Source organism: Pedobacter sp. KBW01, from assembly GCF_003852395.1.
Taxonomy (GTDB): Bacteria; Bacteroidota; Bacteroidia; order Sphingobacteriales; family Sphingobacteriaceae; genus Pedobacter.
Genome location: NZ_QAJQ01000042.1, coordinates 14,483 through 37,619, shown reverse-complemented (window position 1 = coordinate 37,619; position 23,137 = coordinate 14,483). Strand labels below are relative to the sequence as shown.

Annotated in this window: 20 protein-coding genes; 5 read left to right on the top strand and 15 right to left on the bottom strand. The window is 38.0% G+C overall.

Annotation, left to right across the window (positions count from 1 at the left end; genetic code table 11):
- Window positions 1–181: 181 nt before the first annotated feature.
- The 6 genes from DBR40_RS26240 to DBR40_RS26215 all read right to left on the bottom strand — a co-directional run bounded on the left by DBR40_RS26240 (window position 182) and on the right by DBR40_RS26215 (window position 11,461).
- Window positions 182–739, bottom strand: coding sequence for a GNAT family N-acetyltransferase (locus DBR40_RS26240; RefSeq protein ID WP_124562699.1), 558 nt, complete (start codon window positions 737–739; stop codon window positions 182–184).
- A 102-nt stretch (window positions 740–841) separates the two neighbouring features.
- Window positions 842–3,697, bottom strand: a complete 2,856-nt coding sequence (locus DBR40_RS26235; RefSeq protein ID WP_124562698.1) for a PD-(D/E)XK nuclease family protein — start codon at window positions 3,695–3,697, stop codon at window positions 842–844.
- Between the two features lie 24 nt (window positions 3,698–3,721).
- Window positions 3,722–6,526: an outer membrane beta-barrel protein gene (locus tag DBR40_RS26230; RefSeq protein WP_124562697.1), complete on the bottom strand. Its 2,805-nt coding sequence runs from the start codon at window positions 6,524–6,526 to the stop codon at window positions 3,722–3,724.
- A 114-nt stretch (window positions 6,527–6,640) separates the two neighbouring features.
- The gene (locus tag DBR40_RS26225) at window positions 6,641–9,856 is read right to left on the bottom strand and encodes a UvrD-helicase domain-containing protein (protein ID WP_124562696.1); all 3,216 of its coding nucleotides are present in this window, start codon (window positions 9,854–9,856) and stop codon (window positions 6,641–6,643) included.
- A 78-nt stretch (window positions 9,857–9,934) separates the two neighbouring features.
- Complete coding sequence (locus DBR40_RS26220) at window positions 9,935–10,729, bottom strand: ThiF family adenylyltransferase (protein ID WP_124562695.1); 795 nt, start codon at window positions 10,727–10,729, stop codon at window positions 9,935–9,937.
- Window positions 10,730–10,804: 75 nt separating this feature from the next.
- On the bottom strand, window positions 10,805–11,461 hold the full coding sequence (locus DBR40_RS26215) for a TatD family hydrolase (protein ID WP_124562694.1): 657 nt from the start codon (window positions 11,459–11,461) through the stop codon (window positions 10,805–10,807).
- A gap of 191 nt (window positions 11,462–11,652) precedes the next feature.
- On the opposite strand from DBR40_RS26215, the gene DBR40_RS26210 reads away from it, so the two are divergent.
- Both DBR40_RS26210 and DBR40_RS26205 read left to right on the top strand, forming a co-directional pair.
- Window positions 11,653–12,186 carry a thioredoxin family protein gene (locus DBR40_RS26210; protein ID WP_124562693.1) on the top strand — a complete coding sequence of 178 codons (534 nt, stop codon included), beginning with the start codon at window positions 11,653–11,655 and terminating at the stop codon, window positions 12,184–12,186.
- A gap of 43 nt (window positions 12,187–12,229) precedes the next feature.
- Complete coding sequence (locus DBR40_RS26205) at window positions 12,230–12,613, top strand: hypothetical protein (protein ID WP_124562692.1); 384 nt, start codon at window positions 12,230–12,232, stop codon at window positions 12,611–12,613.
- An 87-nt stretch (window positions 12,614–12,700) separates the two neighbouring features.
- Here the strand turns inward: DBR40_RS26205 and DBR40_RS26200 are convergent, their stop codons facing one another.
- From DBR40_RS26200 to DBR40_RS26175, 6 genes are all read right to left on the bottom strand, one after another.
- Window positions 12,701–12,904, bottom strand: a complete 204-nt coding sequence (locus tag DBR40_RS26200) for a hypothetical protein (protein WP_124562691.1) — start codon at window positions 12,902–12,904, stop codon at window positions 12,701–12,703.
- Between the two features lie 150 nt (window positions 12,905–13,054).
- Window positions 13,055–14,674 (bottom strand): glycoside hydrolase family 3 protein, encoded by a 1,620-nt coding sequence (locus tag DBR40_RS26195; protein WP_410522648.1) that lies wholly within the window; start codon window positions 14,672–14,674, stop codon window positions 13,055–13,057.
- Between the two features lie 189 nt (window positions 14,675–14,863).
- Window positions 14,864–15,439 (bottom strand): nicotinate (nicotinamide) nucleotide adenylyltransferase, encoded by a 576-nt coding sequence (gene nadD / locus DBR40_RS26190; RefSeq protein ID WP_124562689.1) that lies wholly within the window; start codon window positions 15,437–15,439, stop codon window positions 14,864–14,866.
- A 122-nt stretch (window positions 15,440–15,561) separates the two neighbouring features.
- Window positions 15,562–16,128, bottom strand: coding sequence for a guanylate kinase (gene gmk, locus DBR40_RS26185; RefSeq protein ID WP_124562688.1), 567 nt, complete (start codon window positions 16,126–16,128; stop codon window positions 15,562–15,564).
- Window positions 16,129–16,208: 80 nt separating this feature from the next.
- Window positions 16,209–17,072 carry a YicC/YloC family endoribonuclease gene (locus tag DBR40_RS26180; RefSeq protein WP_124562687.1) on the bottom strand — a complete coding sequence of 288 codons (864 nt, stop codon included), beginning with the start codon at window positions 17,070–17,072 and terminating at the stop codon, window positions 16,209–16,211.
- Between the two features lie 535 nt (window positions 17,073–17,607).
- A complete protein-coding gene (locus DBR40_RS26175; protein WP_124562686.1) occupies window positions 17,608–18,336 on the bottom strand; it encodes a lysophospholipid acyltransferase family protein in 729 nt (242 codons plus the stop codon).
- 70 nt (window positions 18,337–18,406) lie between these two features.
- Here DBR40_RS26175 and DBR40_RS26170 point away from each other — a divergent pair, with 70 nt between their 5' ends.
- The 3 genes from DBR40_RS26170 to DBR40_RS26160 are packed head-to-tail and all read left to right on the top strand — an operon-like array spanning window position 18,407 to window position 20,562.
- Window positions 18,407–19,117 carry a hypothetical protein gene (locus DBR40_RS26170; RefSeq protein WP_124562685.1) on the top strand — a complete coding sequence of 237 codons (711 nt, stop codon included), beginning with the start codon at window positions 18,407–18,409 and terminating at the stop codon, window positions 19,115–19,117.
- A 10-nt stretch (window positions 19,118–19,127) separates the two neighbouring features.
- Entirely contained in the window at window positions 19,128–19,844 is a 717-nt protein-coding gene (locus tag DBR40_RS26165; RefSeq protein WP_124562684.1) for a hypothetical protein, read from the top strand.
- 7 nt (window positions 19,845–19,851) lie between these two features.
- Window positions 19,852–20,562 (top strand): hypothetical protein, encoded by a 711-nt coding sequence (locus tag DBR40_RS26160; RefSeq protein ID WP_124562683.1) that lies wholly within the window; start codon window positions 19,852–19,854, stop codon window positions 20,560–20,562.
- 204 nt (window positions 20,563–20,766) lie between these two features.
- Here the strand turns inward: DBR40_RS26160 and rnc are convergent, their stop codons facing one another.
- The 3 genes from rnc to DBR40_RS26145 all read right to left on the bottom strand — a co-directional run bounded on the left by rnc (window position 20,767) and on the right by DBR40_RS26145 (window position 23,101).
- Entirely contained in the window at window positions 20,767–21,495 is a 729-nt protein-coding gene (gene rnc, locus DBR40_RS26155) for a ribonuclease III (protein WP_124562682.1), read from the bottom strand.
- Window positions 21,496–21,589: 94 nt separating this feature from the next.
- Window positions 21,590–22,843, bottom strand: a complete 1,254-nt coding sequence (gene fabF / locus DBR40_RS26150; protein WP_124562681.1) for a beta-ketoacyl-ACP synthase II — start codon at window positions 22,841–22,843, stop codon at window positions 21,590–21,592.
- Between the two features lie 21 nt (window positions 22,844–22,864).
- The gene (locus DBR40_RS26145; protein ID WP_008508386.1) at window positions 22,865–23,101 is read right to left on the bottom strand and encodes an acyl carrier protein; all 237 of its coding nucleotides are present in this window, start codon (window positions 23,099–23,101) and stop codon (window positions 22,865–22,867) included.
- Window positions 23,102–23,137: the final 36 nt, after the last annotated feature.

Below are 23,137 nucleotides of genomic sequence, written 5' to 3'. Positions count from 1 at the left end.
TGTGTTTTGTAATAATTGTGGTTGATTACGAGGTTTTTTGCCAGCGATTTTTACTTATAGGGAATAAGGGAAATATTATTGTGCTTTTGTGCAGATAAAAGCAGCGATTGCATTCTGGTTTGCTTGTTTTCCGAAATATTTTTTTTGAAATATTGTATCGAAAAATGAGAAATATTGATTTTTAATGATTTGGATTCAACAAACCATAAATTTCACTATCAAGAAATTGACCTCTGAAATAATAATCTTCTTTAAAAAGCGCTTCTTTTACGAAACTGTGTTTGAGCAGTATTTGCCTTGAAGCATTGTTTTCAACATTAATGTTTGCTTTGATGCTATGCAAATTCATATCCTCAAAACCAAAATGTATTGTTCTGTTTAAAGCTTCAGAAATGATGCCCTGGCGCCAATAGTCGGGATGAAGCATATAGCCAATTTCTGCTCTGTGGTTGGCAAAATCGGTACGCCAATACCCAATGGAGCCTATCATTTGATCTGGATTTTCTTTCAATGCAATCACCCAGGCTAAATTGTCGCCGTTTTCAAAACCTTCATTAAATGTGGTAATAAAGGTTTTAATCTCTAACAAATCTTTAGGCCTTTCCCTATCAATGTATTTCATCACTGTTTCATTGGTGCGCATGGCAAATAAGTTATCTGCATCCGATAACTGATGCTCACGAAGGATTAATCTTTCGGTTTCTAATATTGGGAATTTGGTGAAGTTTAAGGTTAGCATTTTTAAATTTAAGGATTAACCGCAAAGTGCGCAAAGTTTTTTCGCAAAGTACAAGACTTAGTGTTCTTTGCGATTTTTCATTTTCTGCTTTGTGGTTAAAAACTATTTTCCAAACAAAGTTTTATAAATAGAGTATTTGTAATTATCCTCAACGGCGCTGGCTACAAAATAAGGTGCCTCAAAAAGTTCGGTCAGTTTTTTTCTGAGCTCTGCAAGGAATTCCGGTTTTATTTCATCGAGGTATTCACCAGAAAGGCTTTGTCTGCCCGATTTAAACCAAACCCCATCTACCGCCATGGTTTTAACCACATAAAGATTCGGCTCTACACCGGTTTTACCCGAAAATTGTTCGTAGGCGTAAGTGTAAAGCAAGGTTTGCACCAGCGCCTTATTGATGTTTTTTCCATCTGAATTGAAGAGTTCAGCAACATCTTTAAAAGTAAGTTTATCGCTTCCGGTTTTATAATCTACAATTCTGGTTATGCCATCCTTTACATCAACACGGTCTATAAAACCAAAAATTTTAATACTGGCTTCTTGATTTTTTAAAGGAAAGCTAATTTCGGCCTCAACCTTTTGCTCCAAACTGATTATGTTAAAGGGAGCCTGATTTTCATCCTGATTTAAAATGATGTGTACATAGGCTTCAACAATAGATAAAATTACCTTTTGCATGCCTTTGTACTCCATTACCTTGTCGGGATGGTTGAACATAACCGCATTAAAAGCTTTTTGGGTTAAAGCGGGGAGCTGCTTCCTTTTTTCCTTAATCTTTTCTGCTGAGATTTCTGCTTTTCTTAAGTCTTCGTAGAAATATTCCATCACCTTGTGCAATATCGAACCAATTTCGTTTGCTTCAACCACTGCACTAACTTCTTTGGGCTCTTTAATGCCTGCAATGTAATTGAAAAAGAAATCTATCGGGTTCGAAATGTATTGCGTTAGTGCAGATGGCGAAAGTACTTTTTGTTTATTGAGGTATTTTTGCAGCGTTTGCTGGATAAAAACATTATTGGTTTTTTCGATTTTTACTTCTTTAAAGGCTTTGGTTTTTACCTCTAAATTAAGCTCATGATAAGCAAAACTGAAACCGCTTTCGTATTCCAGCTGCTTTAAAATCCTGCTGGCTTCGCCTGATGTAGATTCGTCGGTGAGGCTGTTATACACAAAGTTGATATTCTTTGCACGCTGCATTAGCCGATAAACCATATAGGATGAAATTGCATCAAGGTTTTCGAGTACGGGCAGGCCATATACCCGGCGGATGCTATCGGGAATAAAACTGTTACCAATTGATGATTTAGGGATAATCCCTTCGTTAAAACCTAAAATCACCACCTTATCGAAATTCAGGTTGCGGGTTTCCAGTAAACCCATCAGCTGGATGCCATTCAAAGGATCGCCGGAAAGAGGAACGGCTATAGCCTGCAGCGATTTTTGCACCAGGTAGATTACAAAGGTTACATCTTCTTCGCCAATATGCTTCCCAAAGGTGTCGTGCAGGCGGTTAAGCTCCTGTATGGTTTTAACAAACAGTTCGGCATCTATTTTCTTTAGTGTTTTGGCGTTCGATAAGCGGGTTAAAATAAAATCGAACACAGCCAGCAAATACGGCACCACACTTTTTGGACTGTCGATTTTTTTATAAAAAACTTCGAACAAACCGCTTTGACGCAATAAACGTTCATGCTGGATTTCAACCTCATTTTCAGTTAATAGTGCCGTCAGGATTTTATCGCGCATTTTCTGACTTAAAGCTGTTAGCGGATGCGTTAAAAAGGCTTCCACATTTTTATAACTCACTTTGCCATTTTGTATAATTTCCAGCTGACTGGAAAACCACAAGTCGGCCAATCCGAATATGCTCGAGGTGGCCAGGGCAAAACCCATGGTTACATTTAAGTCGATGGTTTTTTTGTTGTAACTGGTCGGGATGGTTTGCAGAGCAGGCATCAGCAGGCTTTCATCGGCTAGTACTACAACAGTTGAGCCAACCTCATTGGGGTCAGAATAATCGTCGGCCAGAATGTTGTTTAATATTTTTGCCTGCGCAGATTGCCCCTGAACCTTAAAAACGTTAACCTGATGAGATTCGGTTTTCATCAGGCTGGTACTGTACTCAAACACATTTTTTAAACCCAGCTGATTGAGGTTTTTACGTAAAAACAGGCCTGCTTCCTGCAATGGATCGTTTAGGTAATATTCGTCTGCATCAAAATAGAAAAGCGCCTTATCTGCTTCTTGCAGCTGCATAAATATTTTGGCTTCGGCCCTGGTTAACGCGTTAAAGCCTACCAAAATGATCTTTCCTTTTTCGAAATCTACTGGTAAATTCTCTTGCAGACTCATTTCCTCTGCTAGATGGCGGTATACATAGCCATTGGTTAAATAATCCTGTACTTTAAGGGCGGCGTGAAACTTATGGTAAAGTTTTGGCATTCTGCGCCACATTTTAATGAAGAGCTCCTGCTGCTTTTTATGTTTCCCTTCTGAGTAAGAGGTCCAGAATTGTGCTAAAAACTCGTATTGTTCGGGGCTTAAATAATCGAAATCTTTATTGATTACTGAAATATCTTCCAGGTCACGGTATAGTTTTTCAGCATCAACTAAGTCGTTGTCTATTTGGGTAAAATCGCTCAAGATAATCTTAGCCAGTGGAAAAAACTTATGGCTCGAAATTGGTTCGAGTTTTTCTTCAGCTAAAAGCTGGTTGTAAATTTTATGCAGGGTGAAAAACTGCAGGTAAAAATCGGCAATTTTATAATTGGTGGCTGCTGCAAAAAACTCTTGTATGGTATAAAAATAAGGGCTAAAAAAAGGCTTTTTAATTATATCGGACAGGTATTTCTGCATATAAGTAGCTGGGCGCTTATTGTTAAAAACAATGGCGCAATGCTGGAGGTTGGCTCCAAATTTTTCAATTAGATCTTCGGCAACTTCCTGTAGAAATGAGATCATCTTTAAATTATTTTTGATAGTTACTTATTCTTTCCTTAATCTAAACGATTTGCCGCCAAAAGTGGATATATTATAACTCATTCCAAAAGTAACAACCCGCATAACCTGATTGCTTCTACTCTCTATAATGGAATTCCCCATAACTCTTTGCGATACATTATTTCCTTCATTGAGCAAATCATTAACACTTATGCTGCAGTTTAGCGCTCTGTTTTTTAAGAAGGATTTTCCAGCCTCAATATTAATCATTAATGGATTAATATTAGTTAAACTATATCCTTTGGTAATTCGTTTATTTGCATTGATATTGAAATTGTATGATTTAAATATCGTTACATTTCCCGAAGCCCCTAAATTAAGCGATTGTACTTTGGTATTTACATTTAGTGGCGTATTGTTATTGTCATTCTTACTCCTGTTATAATTTCCGTTAAAACTTAGCCTTAAACCACTTAATCTAAGTGATGTAGAAAAATTACTGCTGAAACTCTTGGTTCTAAAGAAAGATTGGCCGGTATTGAGCAAAAGATTATAAGGTGTTTGGCCATAGGACGAAAATTGCCCAAACATATTATCATTATTAGTGCTCATTGAATATCCCATGCTCATATTTACGGTGAACTTTTTAATTGTAAAAGCGCCCGAAATGTTTTGTGAAAAATTAAAGCCCTTATTAAAAGTTTTATCGTTGTTAATTATGGCCGTTTTTCTGGAATTGCCAGCTGTTCCGTTTAAACTGATGGTGTACTTACGGGATTTAAAAGGAATGTTTAAATTGTAGTTAAAGTTTGCGTTATAATTACCATTTACATTTTCAAAACGAGTTTCTTGCTTAAATGCCCCAAGTGTATCCGGAATGATGATGATATTATTTACAATTTCGTTATTGCTGGTACTAATACTGAAGCCACTTTGAAAGGAAATATTTGATTTTTTTCCAAAGTAATTAAAATTAGATGAAACGGAATGGTTGAAAGTTGATTTTAGATTAGGGTTTCCAATTACAATATTTTGTAGGTTTTGTGTATTTCGAACTGGTTGCATCTGCAAAATAGACGGGTTGCTATTCTGGCCACTGTAATTAACCGATATTGTTTTGGATTGCGTTATGTTTCTGGAGTAGTTAAACGTTGGTGAAAAATTAATGTAGGTGTTGCTATAGGTACTATTTAATTCCGGATAATTATTCCGAACCAGGTTAGGCCTGATATTTAATCCTCCGGTTATTCTGCTTTTTTTCCCTGATTGGTAATAGGAAAGATTTAATGACTGGTTGATAGTCGAATTCTGTGTAAATACACTTAATGAATCGACCTTTGATGAAGTAAAAGTTGTTTGATTTAGTACATAAGTTTGAAGATTGCTCTGGTTTATATTTACTGATCCATTATAATTTAAGGAAATACTTTTTGTAGTTAATGAATCTCTTTTAAGTATGAATCCGTAACTCAATCCAACACCAAATTGTTTATGGTTATTGTTGTTATAAACACTTCTGTTAAGTAAGGAGTCTTTCTCTAACTTACCATTTGCATCATAATATAAAGTATTGGTTATGATATCCTGATCAGATCCGGTTGATGAAGTTGAAAATGAAAAACTTCCTGATAAAGTATTTTTTTTTAGCTTTTTAGAAAAATTTAAACTGGCGCGTAATGACGGAGTTTTGTTGCTGTTATTGGTGTAGTTTTTAAAATCTTGTTTGCTAAAACCTGTTTGATGATTTAATGAACGGTTACGAGAGTTGGTGTTATTATAATTGAAATTAAAAGAACTTGATAAATATATTTTCTTGGTAGTTTGATTAAAACTTCCCCCCAAACCATGGCCGTTATTTGCCGAATAATTGTCATTTTCGAGCTGGCTATTCAATTTTCCTAAAGTATTAACTGTTTCTACTGCTTGAAGGGTTTTAGAATTGTTGATCCCTCCGTTGTAATTATAGTTAAGGCCAAAGCTTGCATTTTTACCGATTTTATTGTTGTGGTTTATTCCGAAAGTTCTATTTTGATAAAGCCCGGCTCCATTATCTGCTATGTTGTAACCCAGGCCTCCACTCGATTGCTTTTCGCCATTCCATAAGTTAACGTTCCCATTGCCGCCAATTTGTTTATTTGTACCGCCATTAATGGATAGACCTCCAAACTGTCCGTTATCCATACTGGGCTTGGTAACAATGTTTAACATTTTCTGCGATTCCCCAATTTTGATGCCGGTAAAGTTTGCCTGATCACCGAAATCGTCTATTACCTGTATTTTTGCAACAATGCCTGCAGGCAGTTTGGATATAAAATCTTTAACATTATTTGTGAAAAAATCCTTTCCGTTAACCCGGAGTTTTGTCATGCTTTTTCCCATCGCAGTAACGTTTTCGTTTTCATCTACTTCTACGCCCGGTAACTGCTTTAATAGATCGGTCACCCTATCTTCGTCTTGCACGTGAAAAGCATTCGCGTCGTATTCAACTGTATCTTGTTTGTACCTTATGGCAACAGGTTTTGCTTTAATGGTAACATCGGCCAATGAAATTTCTCCAGCTTTCAAAACAATTGTCCCCAGGTCTATTTCCTGCATGTCAGACTTGATGCTATATTTTGCCAAATACGTTTTAAATCCTATACTACTAACTTTTAAGGTCACTTCCTTTGCTTTGATATTTGAAAAAGAAAAGTATCCTTTATCATTTGTAGTGGTATTTAATGAGTCTTTGCCAAAATAGAGTTTAATTGTAGTGTTACTAAGCACTTTTTTCAAAGAATCAGCAATAATACCATGGATGTTGCAGTTTGTTTGCGCGCGAGCTTGCATACCATAAATCAGTAATGTCATGGAGAGCGAGAGTAGAAAAGTTTTCAATGAGAGGTTAATTATTAAAGTAGTTTTTTGATTTTAAGATGAATGTTTTACCAATTTTCCATAAGCCTTAATTTTTAAAAACCCAGATTATACCAGTTTCAACTTACCCTTTACGGCATAAAATAAATAAGTTTTAATATTTTCATACCCCATCTCTGCAAGTAAAGTACTGTAATTGTTTACCTGCTCGATGTGTTTGTCGCTTTCTTCCAATGTAAACTTATAGTCGAGGATAATTACCTCATCATTGTTGAACAAAATACGGTCGGGGCGGTGAAGTTTACCTTTTGCATCGATAATGTTTTTTTCGGTAATGCTACCGGTAGCTTTGCTTAAAACCACTTTTAAATCAACGTTTTCCAGCACTTCTAAAGCTCTCGAAATCAGGTTTGGCTTTTCATCTTCCTGTACAATCCCATCTAAAATCAAATTGGTAATATAAGCCTCAACCTCTTTTGGGGTACTGGCATTGGCTAAAATATCGTGGAGCAGGGATCCTTTTCTTCCCGATTTTTCAATATTAACCAGGTGCCGGAGGTGTTTGTCTTCGGATGGGATATATAATTCTGATAAGCGTGTAGTGGTTGGATAGCTTTTCAGGTCAATAAAGTTTGCTTCTTCATTTTTACTTTCTGCTGAAACAAAATCTACAATTTCGTACACCCCGTTTTCATCAAATTCATTTTCGAAAGTAAGGTTTATTACGTCGCCCATGTTTGATAGTTTAAGTTCCTTTTTAGCCATGGTAGCGATATAAAGGTAATCTTTTGAGCGTGTGGTTGCCACATAAAGCATATTCAGCGCATCCATGTTATTGTAGAGCAGTTCTTCGTAGTAAGCTTTAGCAATTGCCGAATCGGCCAGGGCTTCATTGTATTTTAGCGGAATGCCACGCAACTCTTTATAAACAGTGTCATCTGATGAAACCCAGAAAGTCCCATTTGCCTTACCTTTGATTTCCCAGTTGCAAAAAGGAACAAAGACAGCCCTAAATGCAAGCCCTTTCGATTTGTGGATGGTAATGATTTGGATCGCATCTGCACCTTCTGGAGATGGTAAAGACTTTTTAATGCCATCTTCTTCCCACCAGGTTAAAAAGGCAATAATTCCTTTTTCGCCCAGTTTGCCTGCCGATGCGGTTAAATCTCTAAAGGCGAGTAAATAGGGTAAGTTTGCTGTTAGGTTTTTTAAACCATAGCTTTCAATTAATATTTCAACGAGTTCTGGCAATGGTAGCTGTAACCAACTCTGCCAGTTTTCGCAAAGGGCAGAAGGCAAAACTTCGTTAAGGCTATTTAACGGCCGGTTAGTAAGGTTAAGGTAATCGTTGGCGTTTACTTCTTTTTCTTGTAAAGAGCGATAAAGGGCAATGCAATTGGCTTTGTACAGGGCTGTTTGAGATTCGAGGCCAATAAGCACCTTTAGCGTATTAATAATAAGTTGTATGGCCGAATTGTTCGATATTAATAATGCATCACCAGATAATACGGGTAATTTATGCTCCATTAATTTTCTAACGGTGAGCATGGCTTCGCTATTGGAACGGACCAAAATGGCGATATCTTTTAAGGCATAGTTATGCTCCTGGAGTACTTTGATTTCGCTGATAATATCACCCAGGGCAATATCCCTGAAAGTAGTTTCGGTGAAACGAGCCTCGTTGGGGGCATGTTCTTTCCCAAATTTTTTAATTTTAATAGTGCCACCTTTCGGGGTGTTTGTTGCAAAGTTTTGGGTTGAAGTACTGTAAATATCGGTTATAATCTGGGTATAGTGTTCTGCTTCCCACCACGAAGAAATGCTCTTGGGTTTGGTAAGCAGGTTTTGATTTAATTCATTTTGAAGCACAAGGGGAATAGACTTGTAAAGAAAATTGTTGAAAGTGATGATGTTTTCAGCGCTCCTGTAATTTTCAGCCAGACTGTCTTCCATTACATTTTCTGGACCTACATCGCGTCTAGCGTGTTGGTGCAGGATATTCCAATCGCCATTGCGCCAGCGATAAATAGATTGTTTGGTATCGCCTACAATCAGGTGGTCGATCAGCGTTTCGCTTGGCGTGGCCATGGCGTTGGTGAGGAGTGATTTAAAACTTCCCCACTGACTGGTTGAAGTATCCTGAAATTCATCGAACAGGAAATTGCGATACCTGTTGCCCACTTTTTCCCAGATAAACGAAGGGTTATCGCCTGCATCTTCGGTAATGCCAGAAATTAATTTCTGTGCATCACTAATAAGCAGGTTATCGTTTTCTGCACGGTATTCTTTCAAAAGCACTGCAATTTCCTGCATTAACCTTAAATAATATAGGTTTTTGTTAAAAGCTATAGCCAGGCTATAATTAGGTAAATGTGCTAAATAATGAGTTTTAAGTTGTTTTAGAAGGGGATTTACAATTTCGTAGGCCTCAGGAAAATTTGCATTTTTTTGAAACCACTCATCCGGTTCATCAATCAGGTTGAAAAGTGGTTCTATTTTAGAAAAATCGCCACGGGCAACGAGTATTATTTTGGCTAGTGCACTGCGGGATTTTCCTTTGAAGTGTTCATTTTCGACGCCTGTAACGCCCATAGCTTCGTGTGCATCGGTCGCAATACGGATAATTTCATCTTCGAAATTTTTAATCTCGGCTTTAGTTATGCTGATATATTTTTTGAAAAGCTCGTCGATATTCTCTAAGCCCAAAGCGCTTACTGCATCTTCAAAAATCTGGAAACGCTCTGAAAAAATTTCCCCGATCAGGTTGTATAGTTCGAATTTATAATTCCAGCTTTTGTTATCGCTAATGCGTTCGATAGCCAGATCGATAATCCATTGTAGAAGTTGTTTATTATGGTCTAAAGCTTCATCCAGTTTGGCAACTAGGTCATCTTTAACTTTATCATAATTCATCTCTAAATTATAATCCGCATTAAGGCCTAGTTCGAAAGCGAAACCACGGATTACTTTTTGCACGAAGCCATCAATGGTACTAACCGAAAAGCGGCTATAATCGTGCAGGATTTTACGGTAGATTTTATCCGCTTTAAATTGCAGCTCCTGACTGCTCATTTCGGGATAAGCCTGTAAAATGAGCTGCCGGTAATCGTCTATTTTCTTTGCGGGATTGCCCTTTGCTAATCCCAGCAAGACTTCCAGTATCCGGGTTTTCATTTCCTCTGTAGCCTTATTGGTAAAAGTAACGGCTAAAATTTCGCGGTATTTATTCTCACCGGAAAATAGTAGTGTAAGGTAATGCGCTGTTAAACTGAATGTTTTACCAGAACCGGCAGAAGCCTGAAGAATTTTAAGTGGTTTGGGCATAATATGATTGCTCTCGGATTTTAAACTTACAACAATTTAAAATCTTCGCGAAATCATGATATCAACAATTCTATTCCGTTAAGCTTTTTTTTTCTTCCTTTTGTTAAGTGTTTTATGACTGATTCTGGCTGGTCTTTCGGCCATTTCGATTTTTAAGCCCAGTAAGTCGCGGATTACTACCGAAGCGCAGGCTCCGCCAAATGCAGCTGGCAGATAGGAAACTGTTCCATAGGCCGAACGTTTAAAGTTGCTCCCATCGGTCATGATCATCGAATTTTTATCCATCTGCTCCGTTGAAAAAACTGTTTTGATTTTCTCTGCATTTGCCAGCTTATTTAATCTTTTGCGTACATAGCTTGCAAAAACACATTGATAGGTATCCGGAAGCATGGTAATCCTTAATTTGGTAGGATCCATTTTACCGCCGGCACCCATTGAACTTACAATCGGGATATTTTTCTCTAATGCCGTAGATAGTAAGGTAATTTTGGGCATTACACTATCGATGCAATCCATAATGTAATCGAATTTACCTTCTAAAATTTCCCGGCACTTCTCGGGGGTAAGAAAAGTATCAACGACATGCAGTTTTAATTCAGGGTTAATGGCCTGTAAACGCTCGCGCATAATTTCGGCCTTACCTACACCATGGTTGGTGGCTAAAGCTGGCAGCTGTCTGTTCCTGTTGGTAGGATCTACCACATCACCATCCACAATAGTCATTTCGCCAACTCCCGACCGGCAGATAAATTCTGCAGCGAAGGAGCCAACACCACCTAAACCAATTACTAAAACATGTTTGGCTTGAAGTTTTTCTATCCCATCATTTCCTACAAGCAGGGCAGAGCGCGAAAGCCAGGTTACATCAGACATTATAATTTTTCTATTATACCAAAGAGACACTCATTAATACAGAATTGATATTTTTCTGTGGCCTCCCTGGTTATTTTACAATAAATTCAAATTTTTCCAGTTGGCAAAAATACGAGCTTTAAGCTCATCAACCGTACATTTTTTTAAATTGGCTGCGGCCTGGTAAATTTCAGAGATCGGAATATTCGCATCATCGGTTTCGAGAAAGAAGTTATCTATTTCCGTTAGCAGTTTTGCTGCGCCTGTGCCGGCTTTTAATATTGCCGTTCCAAACGAAAGGAGGAAGCCTTTATCCAACAGCTGTTTGCCCAGCAATTCTTTTTTATTGAAACCATGAATAATCATCGGAACTTTAACCTTAAGCCTGTCTTTAAGCGCAATCAGCTCGGAAAAGCATTTTACACAGTGCAATATTAATGGCTTGTTAAGCTTTTCTGCCAGTTTGATTTGTTCGGTTAAAATAACCAGCTGGTTGTTTACATTTTCGCCCCTGAGTTTATCTAAACCACATTCGCCAATGAGCTTTACATTGGGTTGCCTCGCCAACACATCTAAATAACGCATTTGCATTTCTAAAGCATCAAGCTGCGCATACCAGGGATGTAAACCCACTGAAATTGGCTTTTTTTTGGGCATGGCTAGAAAGATATCGCTGGTTAACGATAAGCTTTGAATACTGATAGCCCCTGGCTGTTCAGCGGTTTTATGGCTATGTATGTCTAAAAAATCCATTGAACTACAAAGATAATATAGAAATGGAAGATGGGAAATGCAAGATGGATGATGGAAAATGTGGGATCGATTAAACTTTTGGTAAAAACAAATCTGTTAATGACTAATGAATGTTTCCGCTCTGTAAAGAATTTGCGAATAATCTACTATAATACTAGACTTTACTACTTTTGAATATTATTCAAAAAAAGATGAAAAAAATAGTGATTTTATTAACTGCTGTATTGATTTCTACTGCAGCTTTTAGTCAGGTGAAAAAGGAAGGGGTTCACATTTATAACCCTCAGGCCGATGCCAAAGCAGATATTGCAACAGCTGTTGCAAAGGCAGCTAAAGAAAATAAACATGTTTTATTACAGGTTGGGGGTAACTGGTGCACCTGGTGTATTGCTTTCCACAATTTGGTTGATAGTACAGCTACTTTGAAAAAATATATCAACGATAACTTCGAAACCGTATTGGTTAACTACAGCCCTGAAAATAAAAATGAAAGTGTTTTGGCTAATTTAGGTTATCCGCAACGTTTCGGTTTTCCGGTGTTTTTAGTTTTGGACGGAAAAGGAAAGGTATTGCACATCGAAAATTCGTCGTACCTGGAAACTGAAGAAGTAGGCGCTAATGGCAAAAGGAAAGTTGGCCACGATGTAAAGAAAATTACCTCTTTTTTAAAGGGATGGACCACAACTGCGGTTAATCCGGAAACGTATAAGCCAAAAGCAAAGTAGTTTTAAAGTTGGTCGATATTTATTTTAATAAGAAATTTAAAAAATGAAATATGTCGGCTTTATTAAAGAATATAATATCATTGATAGTGCTAAGCCGCTACAGGATGTAGTAAAATATCATGATGAGAAACCAGATTATCTTGATATTATAAATTACCTAAAAGATGGCATTCTAGCTTTCGCCTGGATGGGGTACTTTGTTGATATTGAAACTAAAGCGCTTATTGCACCTGATAGCTATTTTACAGATGGTTTATGGGTTTGGCCTGCATATCTTCCCTATTATTTATCGAAGTACCCAGGCATGCATTTAGACCATGACTTTGTTGAATACTTAAGGTTGAAAAAATATGAAATAACTGTCGGCGAGTTTGAAATAGCTCGAATTGAGGATGAAATTTCTATTAAGTTAAATAATATGCAATAATCGCGCTAAATAATTCCTTCTTTAATCAAAAACTTTCCCTTAAAAAACGGCAGGTCATATTGTTAAATCTGATCTGCTGCTATTTTTTTAATCGTCTAAATCATCGGTTTCGTCATCAAGATTTAGCTCATAAGAACCTCTTGATGCTTCATCTGCCTGCTCCAGCAAATCTTTATCGTGTTCAATGCTGGTATCATCGCCGGTAATTTCATTGATATTTTCTACCTCATCCTCTCTGCGCAATGCATCATTAGGATCGCTGGAATAATTGTCATTTTCTGGATCTATCATAACATTAAGATTTATAATTAGATAATCGCTTTAAGCTAGAAATTGTTTTGAAAAAATGAATGAATTTTGAATGAGTGAATGGCGGATATCCAAAACATTCACTCATTCAAAATGCTATCTTTTGTGCGCTTCGTGTCTTTGCGGTTAAAATTAAAATCCTTCACCAAATTTATAAAAGGGAGCCACACTTACAGGCAATTTACCTGTTGGTACCAGTCTGTTGTTAATTACTGCTGCGGCCGAAATCTGCATATAATCTTCTTTTTGGTAAGCCACAACAAGCCCTTTACTGTTTTCTAAACCAGGTAAGCCTGCCAGGTTATATGGATTGGCAAATAAGGCAAAAACAGCATTTTTGGCTGATAGTTCTTTAATGAAATTCTTTACTCCGGCATTTAGCGGCATGTTATTGGCCGGACGGGAACGGCTATCGTGAATACCTACAATAACCTGATCAAAAGCAGCTACCTCGCGGGCAATGTTCGAGATTTGTGTAGGATTTGCATCTTTATCCAAAACATAATAAACCGAGTTGTAATAACCTTTTGCAATTTCTTTCTGGAAAGTAGTAACAGCAGGTACACCGATACTGATAATAGCAGTCCTTCTGATCGGAATTAACCTTTTAATATAATCTTTACCTTTTAATAAAGTAACCGAAGCATTGGCCAGTTCCTGCACCAATGCATTGCTGGCATTACGGTTAACGGCGGCAACTATGCCTTGTGTTACCACTGTATCTTTTCTGGCTAAACCTGCCCAGTATTTTGCCGTCAATATTTTGCGTACACTCTGGTCTATTTCTGCCATATTTATGCGATCTTGCCTAACGGCTTTACGCACCAGTTTAATCGCTCTATCGCTATTTTCAGAAAGCTCGAGTATATCGTTTCCTGCAATAATGCCCATTAAATCAGCTTCACCGTTTTTGAAATATTTAACTACACCTTTCATATCCATTGCATCAGAAATAATCAGACCTTTAAAACCTAGTTTTTGCTTTAAAATACCGGTAACGATAGGTTTAGAAAGTGTAGAAGGTAAATTTGGGGTATTATCAAGAGAGGGAATATTCATGTGTGCAATCATCACGCCCGACGCGCCCTGCTTAATCAGCTCTTTGAAAGGATACATTTCTAAAGTATCTAACCGCGTGGCCGAAAAGGTAAGCTGAGGTAAATCGTAGTGCGAATCTACATCCGTATCGCCGTGACCGGGAAAATGTTTCAGCGTAGTTAAAAGGCCGCCATCCTGCATGCCTTTCATGTAAGCCGCAACTTTAGTGGCTACGTTATATTTATTTTCGCCAAAAGAACGGTAATTAATCACCGGGTTTTTCGGGTTGTTGTTGATGTCGGCATCGGGAGCTAAATTCATCTGCATGCCCATGCGCTTATAATCTTTGGCAACTTCTAAACCCATTTTGTACAAAAGTTCCTTGTTCTGGATTGCACCCAATGCCATTTGATAAGGGTAAGATATAGTGCTGTCTAAACGCATTCCCAATCCCCATTCGCCATCGTTGGCAACAATTAAAGGTACCCGGCTTAATTTCTGGTAAGCATTAGTGGCAATGGCTTGCCTGCCCGGACCGCCCTGAAAAAATATAACCCCACCCAGTTGCTCCCGCTTAATTACCTGACTAACCGAATCGGTGTATTTTTGGCCCAGGTTGGTATGCGCACGTACAAAGAACATCTGTGCAATGCGCTCCCTGCGGTTTAGCTTATTAAAAACCGAATCGACCCATTTAGGTTGATTCGCTAACATTTCTAAATAGGTTTTTTGTTGTGCACTGCCCGAAAATGCAGTTCCACAGAGTGCAATGAGTATAAAAAGATTTTTTTTCACTTGTTTTGTTGTATCAGTTCAGCTAAATTAATAAACCAAAGCCGTATTAAACAAAAACTCGTCCAAGTAATCGATTTAATACAGTAGGTTTTAAGAAAACTGTATGGGTTAAGATTTGTACATCCCTTTACCCTCAATAAAATCAATTACTTTATCGGGTAAGAAAAACTGGACATTCTTTTGCGCTTTAATGGCCTTGCGGATAAAGGTTGAAGAAATTTCCATTAAAGGTGTTTGAGTAAAAGTAATTGCCGGATGGTTTTCCCATTCTTCAATGTTAGCTCCTGGCCTTGGATACACGTATATCTGGTAGTTTTTTAAAAGTACCTCGTAGTTTTTCCACTTTTTAAACGAAACCAGGTTATCGGCGCCCATAATCAGCACAAATTCCTTTTCCGGATATTTTTCGTGCAAATATGTCAAGGTATCGATGGTGTAAGAAGGTTGTGGCAGGGCAAATTCAATATCACTCACCCGAATATGCTCGGCATTTTCGGTGGCAAGTTTGGCCATCTCCAACCTGTCGTACATGTTGGTTAAACCATTTTTATCTTTTAACGGATTATGTGGAGAAACCACCAGCCATACCTCATCCAGCTCAGTATGATTGGCTATATAGTTGGCAATAATTAAATGGCCGGTATGAATGGGGTTATAAGAACCGAAGAAGAGTCCAGTTTTCATGTTTTTCATTGTTTGTACCCATCATTGCGAGGCTGGGTTGAGCGAGCCGAAGCAATCTCATCCGAAATAAAAGATTGCTTCGCGCGCTGCAAAGTCTATTGCTTATGTATGCAATGATGTATTTATTTCTTCAAAAAATCACCAACCAACTGCTCCGCTTCCGCACAGGCGGTTGCTAGGTCAAAGTTTTTTAAAATTACATCAAACTTATCAGCATAAAGCAATTCTTTCTCGGCCTTGATGAAACGCTCCTGTAATTTTTCAGGGCTATCTGTTCCGCGACCGCTTAAACGCTCTTTTAATACCTCTAACGATGGCGGCTGAACAAAAATGGCCAGTGCATCTTCTTCGTATTTTCTTTTCAGGCGGATACCACCTTCTACGTCAATATCAAAAATAACGTGTTTGCCTTCATTCCAGATGCGTTCTATTTCTGAACGTAGGGTGCCATAAAAAGTTCCGTTATAAACCTCTTCAAACTCAACAAACTCCTGATGAGCCACTTTATGTAAAAACTCTTCTTTAGTGATGAAATAGTAATCGTTTTCGTGTTTTTCTGTTCCTCTTAACTCACGGGTAGTTGCAGAAATAGAAAAGCTCAGCTCAGGAAATTTCTGTAATAAATGATGTACGATGGTGGTTTTACCTGCTCCTGATGGTGCCGAAAATATGATTAATTTGCCTTGCATGCTTTAATATTGTTGGAAAGTTGGAAAGTTAAAGGTTGGAAGGTTGCTTGTAAACATTGCAACTTAACAACATTCAACCATTACAACACATTCAGTAATTGTTCTTTTATCTTTTCTAATTCTTCTTTCATTCCCACCACAAATTGTTGCATTTGGGCATCATTCGCCTTAGCACCCATGGTGTTAATTTCCCGTCCTATTTCCTGCGAGATAAAGCCCATTTTTTTTCCGTTTGCTTCCTTACTGGCTAAAGTTTGCAAAAAGTAATCGCAGTGACTTTTTAAACGTGTTTTTTCTTCGGTAATATCAATCTTGTCAATATAGTAGATCAATTCCTGCTCAAAACGGTTCTGGTCTATATTTACCTTACCCACCGCATCCTCTAAAAACTGATTAAATTTATCGCGGATAGCTGTAATTCTTTTGGGCTCCAGTTCTTCAACCGACTTAAAGTAAGAAAGAATGTTTTTAATGCGCAGTTCTAAATCTGTCTTTAAAACAGCACCCTCGTCTTCTCTAAATTTATTAAAGTTGGCTAAAGCAGTAGTAAAAATCTGGTATAGGTGGTTCCACTCATCTTCGCTTACACTTTCTTCTTTATAGCTGATCACATCCGGAAAAGTTAAAGCAGTTTGCAGTAAATTGCTGCTATCGGCTCCTAATTCGTTGTTAACCGCAACAAGTTGTTGGTAGTAGTGGCTTAATAAGGCGGTATTAATGCTGGCACCGGTAACTTCGCCATTGCTGCGTTCTACATTGATACTTAAACTTACTTTTCCTCTTTCGATATCTTTGCTGCATACATTGCGCAAAATCAATTCTTTATCAGAAAAAGCTTTAGGATATTTTAAATTGAGCTCCAGGAATTTACTGTTGAGCGATTTGATTTCGACACTATACTTTGCATTTGCATAATCGGCTGTTGCTAAGCCGTATCCTGTCATGGATTTTATCATGCGCAAAGATAGGGTTTTAAGCCGAAAGGAGAAATAATAATGGTCAGTGACTCAGAATTGTGTATAGTTGCAAATAAAATATGACATCGCCGATATTTTGAAAACCAACGTTCAGTTTTTCATCGCAGAAGCAGTACCTTTACGCTTTACTTGGTTACACTCGGTGCCCGCTGCAATCGCGTTTAATTTTCAAGACCTGTCGTCTTTGGATGAGCCTGTTCCCTACAAAGTGCAAAATCACCGTTTCTAAACCTCCTATGAATAAAACCCTTTTTCAAGTGTCTTTGGAAGCTTTTTCTTTTTTTATGGAAAAAACAGGTTACTATCCTGTGAATTGGTGGTTTCTATTTATTTAAATTTAACAATTGTGGCTGCTAAAGACCACTTGAACTAAGATTACTTTATTAGATAGATACTGATGGGAGTCAACATCCCCGATTTTTCATCAGAATAAAACGGTCAGTAAGACTGATTTGGTCAAAAATACCGGAACCCTCATTTTCTGATCAAAAGGAATATTAAGCTACTTTTTCAGCAAGTTTAAAATCACGTTAAACGTTTTTTGCTTCAATTCTTCCAGATCTTCTGCTACCAAACCTTTCGTCTCAATGGCTTCACCAAATATTGTTTTAATAGTACCTGGGTTTAACAAAAGCGGTTTCGTTCGTGGTAAATGCGCCCTGCTGTTCAAAATTGCAAAAGGTAAAATTGGTGTTTGGGTCTCAATAGCCAGGCGAAAAGCGCCATCATAAAAAGGAGCTAAGGGTTGGTCTGATTTATTCATCGTTCCTTCGGGAAAAATTAGGATCGATTGGCCATCGGCGAGGTCTTTGCGCAATTCGGCTACCGAATGGTCGCGGCTTTCGCGACTGCTGCGGTCAATCATTACGACCAAACGTTTATAAATCCAGCCAAATACTGGTATTTTAAGCATTTCTATTTTCCCCAGCGGACTAAAAGCCTGCGGGATACCCAGTACGATGGCTACCGCATCTAAAAATGAACTGTGGTTGCCAACATAAATATAAGCACGCGAGGTGTCAATTTCGGCTCCGCTGGCCGAGAACCATAAACAGGTAAGTAAACTGAAGCCCCAGGCCCAGAATTTTAGGAAATAGAAAGAAATCTTCCGGCCGGTTTTTTCTTTAAAAATACCCATGCTGAGGATGATAAACGGGCAAACGAAAACCATGAGCATAAAAAATACAATTGCTGCGTACAATAAATAAAATCCACCCAATAGCTTTCTCATGTTTATTAACGTTTTATTAACAATTTGAACGTGTAACAAGTGTTAATTTTACGAAAAATATCTTACAGATATGAAAGCATTTTTTACGCTCTTTTTTCTCTCAATAAGCTTTCTGGTTGTACCTAAAAATATTAAGGCACAGGTTGTTGCTTCAAAAGGTGTGGTTTTTGAGAAAGGTACCGACATCAGAATTGCCCTAGCTGTTGTAACCAATACTCGCACCAATCAAGGGGTTGGCACAAATGATATGGGCTTCTTTCAAATCGCTGCAAAAATTGGCGATACTTTATTGATCCAGAAGCGAAAGTTCGATAATCAGTATGTGGTTGTTAAAAACGAGAACGATTTTATTGTAAACCTTATACGGACCGATATGATTTTGGAAGATGTAACAATTAAGGCAGAAAACAAACAAGAAAACTTATTGGCTGTTAGGTTAGAACACCGTAAGAAAACTTACTTTTACGGGAAGAACAAAAATCCGCTTCACTATATCCGCTACCCGCTTGCAGCGATAATGGAGCTGTTTAGCGCAGAGCGAAAAAGAGCCAGGCGGTTTGACCGGTATTACGACGAGGAGCTAAAGGAACTGGAAATAGACAAGTTTTTTAATCTGAGCCTGGTTAAAAGGAATACCAGTTTAACAGGGAAACAGCTGGAGGTGTTTATGGTAAATTACAGGCCTAAACATAAACAGATTAAAAAGTGGAATACTTATGATGCGGCCGGATACATTAAAAAATCGGCCCGGCAATATTTAGATACATTGAATACGCCATAATAAATACCTGATGAAGCACTTGAGACTTATTCTTTTACTGATCGTTGTGCTGCAGGGCTTAAACAGCATGGCTCAAAACTTTGTGCTTAAAGGCGTGGTAATTGAAAAAGGTTCGAATGTGCGCATTGCGCTGGCCGAAATTACCAATCTGAACAATAAAATTGGGGCGACCAGCAATGAGATTGGCCTGTTTGAGGTAAATGCAAAGGCTGGCGATACCTTATTGGTTAAAAAAAGGAATTTAACCGATCAAATGGTAGTGGTTAAAACGGATGATGATCTGGTAATTTACCTGGTTAGGGGGAGTACCATGTTAGAGGAAGTAACAGTTAAAGGGCAAACCAAAAAGCAGGAGATGGAAGATATTAAGCGCGATTTCAGACATAATGGCTCTTTTTATGCTGGTAAGCCGCCATTGATTTTATTAAATCCTTTTGGTGGTAGTCCGTTAACTTTTTTTTACGAGTTATTTGGGAAAACACCGGCAAGAGCGCGTAATTTTAACCGTTATTATAAAAAAGAGCTGAGCTTAATTGAAATAGATAAATTTTTTAATAAAAGCCTGGTAATCAGTTATACCACTTTAAGAGGGAAAGAACTGGATAAATTTTTGCTCGATTATTACCCCAGCAGTAGCATGGCAAACAACTGGAGCAATTACGATGCTGTTAAATACATCAAAGAATCGGCTAAATATTATACCGATACTTTGAAACGCAACAATTAATTACAACATGAAGAATTTTAAATTTAGCATTATATTCATTTTTTTAACTACCCTAGGCTTATTTGCCCAGGCCCAGGATTTTATTGTTAAAGGAGTGGTTATTGAAAAAGGTTCGAACATCAGGATTGCCTTATCTGAAATCACCAATCTGCGTACGGGGATTGGTGTGGGCAGTAACGACATCGGAATGTTTCAGCTTAAAGCAAAAATTGGCGATACGCTTTTGGTAATCAAAAGAAACCTGATCGATCAAAGAGTGGTAGTTAAAAATGAGGAAGATATTGTAGTTTATTTGGTGCGGGGAAGTACTACACTTGATGATGTGACTATCCGTGGCAATACCAAACAGCAGGATTTAGCTGAAATTAAAAAAGAATTTAAAAATAAAGGAGTTTACAATGGCGGTAAAACAACACTTTTATCGGCTATATTCAGTCCACTTAATGCCTTATACAATTTATTTGGCAGCGACCCTAAAAATGCACGCAGGTTTGGTCGTTATGCGGATAATGAGATAAAGCAGTCACAGATTGATGTATACTTTAATCAGAGCATCATAAAAAACAATACTGAATTAAGAGGCGATACTTTGGAAAAATATATGCTAAACTGTCGCCCGGAATTTGATAAGGCTCAATACTGGAACAGCTACGATTACATTAAGTACATTAAAGAATCATCGAAAAAATTTACTGATACACTGGGGAAGGGGAGGTAGTTTTGGGTTGGCTAATAAGAAGCAAAGAGCCATGTGCATAGAGCATGGTGTGAGTTAATATATAAACCGATAAACAGTTATCCAATTAAACTAGTAAGTGGCATAGCGCAGTTAACATGCGGCATGGCGTCAGTTTACCTATCAGGTACCGATTTAAACAATTAACCACAATACAGTTTGTAGTGAATAGTTATCAATGAACCTCTAGATACTAAGTGCTTCGCAGGCCTTCTCTGCTGCTAGTTTCTCTGCGTTTTTCTTGTTGTAATCTCTGCCTGTACCATATTTTTCACCTTCAACAATAGCGCTGATGGTAAACAGTTTAGCACTTTCGCCTTCGCTATTTTGCACCAGTTCAAACGTTACATCTTTGCCGTGGCGCTGGCACCACTCAATCAGCTTACTTTTAAAGTTGGTTTCGGTAAGTTCAAGGGTATGGATATCGATATGGGGCTTTACAATGCGACGGAGCAAAAACTCTTTAGTAAAGTTATAGCCCTTATCCATGTAAATGGCCCCAACAATGGCTTCAAAAGCATCACCCAGCATTGAATTATGCTTGGTTTGGATGCTTACTGAACGCTGATCAAACTGGATCAGCTTATCGAAACCAATTTTCTTTGCCAATTGGTTCAGATTAGCCCGATTCACAATTTTTGAGCGCATTTCTGTTAAGAAACCTTCCTCTTTGTAGGGGTAATGTTTAAAAAGCAATTCTGCTATTACCGATCCTAAAACAGCATCGCCCAAAAACTCGAGGCGCTCATTGCTGCTTCTGCTGCCGTTTTTTAAAACTTTTGCCACAGAGCGGTGTCTGAACGCCATTTTATATAGCGTAACATTCCCTGGAATAAAGCCTAAAATATTTCTCAGCTTTTTAACAAACTCCTTTTCGGGAGAAAGATAAAGTTTATATAATTTTAATATCGGCATTAAATAAATAACACAATTAACGGCTAATCAGCATATTTAACTAAGTTATCCATTTTTAAATTAGCATACAAAATTATATGGCAGCTGGGCTAAATTAATCTTCGTATTTCTTGAAAATCACAGAAGCGTTATGACCACCGAAACCGAATGTATTACTTAAAGCAGCTCTAACTGTACGTTTTTGCGCTTTGTTAAAAGTAAAGTTCAATTTAGGGTCAAATGCAGGATCATCTGTAAAGTGATTGATTGTTGGAGGAACAATATCATTTTTAACAGAAAGAATTGCGGCAATTGCTTCAACAGCACCGGCAGCTCCTAAGAGGTGGCCCGTCATTGATTTGGTAGAGCTGATGTTTAAACGGTAAGCATCTTCACCAAATAATGTACCAATGGCTTTGGTTTCGCTAATATCACCAAGTGGTGTAGAGGTACCATGAACATTGATGTAGTCTATATCAGCAGTTGTTAAACCGGCATCTTTTAGCGCATTTGTCATTACCATTCTGGCACCTAAACCTTCAGGATGCGGTGCCGTGATGTGATTAGCATCTGCACTCATTCCACCGCCAACAAGTTCTGCATAAATTTTTGCACCCCTTGCTTTTGCATGTTCAAGTTCTTCTAAAATAATGGTTCCTGCACCTTCACCAGCTACGAAGCCATCGCGATCTTTATCAAAAGGACGAGATGCTGTTGCCGGATCATCGTTACGTGTAGATAGTGCATGCATGGCGTTAAAACCACCCATTCCTGCTTCGTTAATAATTGCTTCAGAACCACCACTGATAATAACATCGGCCATACCCAAACGGATATAGTTAAATGCATCAATCATGGCGTTGGTAGAAGAAGCACATGCCGAAACAGTTGCGAAATTTGGTCCACGTAAACCGTATTTGATAGAGATATGCCCTGGAGCAATATCAATAATCATTTTAGGAATAAAAAATGGATTGTATCTTGGCGTACCATCACCTTTGGCAAAATTTGAAATTTCATCCAAAAATGTTTTCAATCCACCTATGCCCGCACCCCAGATTACACCGATTCGGTTGGTATCTAATTTTTCAAAATCGAAACCACCATCCTTCACAGCCTCATCTGTTGCCACAAGGGCATATTGTACAAACGGATCTAGCTTGCGAGCCTCTTTTTTCTCCAAAAAATCTTCCGGATTGAAATTTTTAACCTCGCATGCGAATTTAGTCTTGAACTTTTCAGTGTCAAAACCCTTAATAGGAGCAGCGCCACTCACCCCGTTAGTCAATCCTTCCCAAAAATCGGGAACATTATTGCCTATAGGAGTGAGCGCACCCAACCCTGTTACTACTACTCTTTTTAATTCCATTTATACTGAAAAAGCGTAATTCTATTTAACGTTTTTTTCCAAATAAGCAATTGCTTGACCAACAGTACCGATGGTTTCAGCCTGATCATCAGGAATAGCTACATTGAATTCTTTTTCAAATTCCATAATCAACTCTACGGTATCTAAAGAATCTGCACCTAAATCGTTGGTGAATGAAGCCTCTGGCGTAACTTCGCTTTCGTCAACACCTAGTTTTTCTACGATAATAGCCTTAACTCTTGAAGCAATATCAGACATAATTTTATAATTTAATGGTTAAATAATTCTGTGCAA

What these genes read in the sequence shown, in the direction of transcription:
- rnc (WP_124562682.1), bottom strand. Translation starts at nt 21,495, where the DNA reads ATGCCGATATTAAAATTATATAAACTTTATCTTTCTCCCGAAAAGGAG.
- DBR40_RS26145 (WP_008508386.1), bottom strand. Translation starts at nt 23,101, where the DNA reads ATGTCTGATATTGCTTCAAGAGTTAAGGCTATTATCGTAGAAAAACTA.
- DBR40_RS26225 (WP_124562696.1), bottom strand. Translation starts at nt 9,856, where the DNA reads ATGCCCAAACCACTTAAAATTCTTCAGGCTTCTGCCGGTTCTGGTAAA.
- DBR40_RS26175 (WP_124562686.1), bottom strand. Translation starts at nt 18,336, where the DNA reads ATGAGAAAGCTATTGGGTGGATTTTATTTATTGTACGCAGCAATTGTA.
- DBR40_RS26235 (WP_124562698.1), bottom strand. Translation starts at nt 3,697, where the DNA reads ATGATCTCATTTCTACAGGAAGTTGCCGAAGATCTAATTGAAAAATTT.
- DBR40_RS26230 (WP_124562697.1), bottom strand. Translation starts at nt 6,526, where the DNA reads ATGACATTACTGATTTATGGTATGCAAGCTCGCGCGCAAACAAACTGC.
- DBR40_RS26160 (WP_124562683.1), top strand. Translation starts at nt 19,852, where the DNA reads ATGAAGAATTTTAAATTTAGCATTATATTCATTTTTTTAACTACCCTA.
- DBR40_RS26180 (WP_124562687.1), bottom strand. Translation starts at nt 17,072, where the DNA reads ATGACAGGATACGGCTTAGCAACAGCCGATTATGCAAATGCAAAGTAT.
- DBR40_RS26195 (WP_410522648.1), bottom strand. Translation starts at nt 14,674, where the DNA reads ATGTTAGCGAATCAACCTAAATGGGTCGATTCGGTTTTTAATAAGCTA.
- DBR40_RS26165 (WP_124562684.1), top strand. Translation starts at nt 19,128, where the DNA reads ATGAAGCACTTGAGACTTATTCTTTTACTGATCGTTGTGCTGCAGGGC.
- DBR40_RS26170 (WP_124562685.1), top strand. Translation starts at nt 18,407, where the DNA reads ATGAAAGCATTTTTTACGCTCTTTTTTCTCTCAATAAGCTTTCTGGTT.
- nadD (WP_124562689.1), bottom strand. Translation starts at nt 15,439, where the DNA reads ATGAAAACTGGACTCTTCTTCGGTTCTTATAACCCCATTCATACCGGC.
- DBR40_RS26205 (WP_124562692.1), top strand. Translation starts at nt 12,230, where the DNA reads ATGAAATATGTCGGCTTTATTAAAGAATATAATATCATTGATAGTGCT.
- DBR40_RS26240 (WP_124562699.1), bottom strand. Translation starts at nt 739, where the DNA reads ATGCTAACCTTAAACTTCACCAAATTCCCAATATTAGAAACCGAAAGA.
- fabF (WP_124562681.1), bottom strand. Translation starts at nt 22,843, where the DNA reads ATGGAATTAAAAAGAGTAGTAGTAACAGGGTTGGGTGCGCTCACTCCT.
- DBR40_RS26200 (WP_124562691.1), bottom strand. Translation starts at nt 12,904, where the DNA reads ATGATAGATCCAGAAAATGACAATTATTCCAGCGATCCTAATGATGCA.
- DBR40_RS26210 (WP_124562693.1), top strand. Translation starts at nt 11,653, where the DNA reads ATGAAAAAAATAGTGATTTTATTAACTGCTGTATTGATTTCTACTGCA.
- DBR40_RS26215 (WP_124562694.1), bottom strand. Translation starts at nt 11,461, where the DNA reads ATGGATTTTTTAGACATACATAGCCATAAAACCGCTGAACAGCCAGGG.
- DBR40_RS26220 (WP_124562695.1), bottom strand. Translation starts at nt 10,729, where the DNA reads ATGTCTGATGTAACCTGGCTTTCGCGCTCTGCCCTGCTTGTAGGAAAT.
- gmk (WP_124562688.1), bottom strand. Translation starts at nt 16,128, where the DNA reads ATGCAAGGCAAATTAATCATATTTTCGGCACCATCAGGAGCAGGTAAA.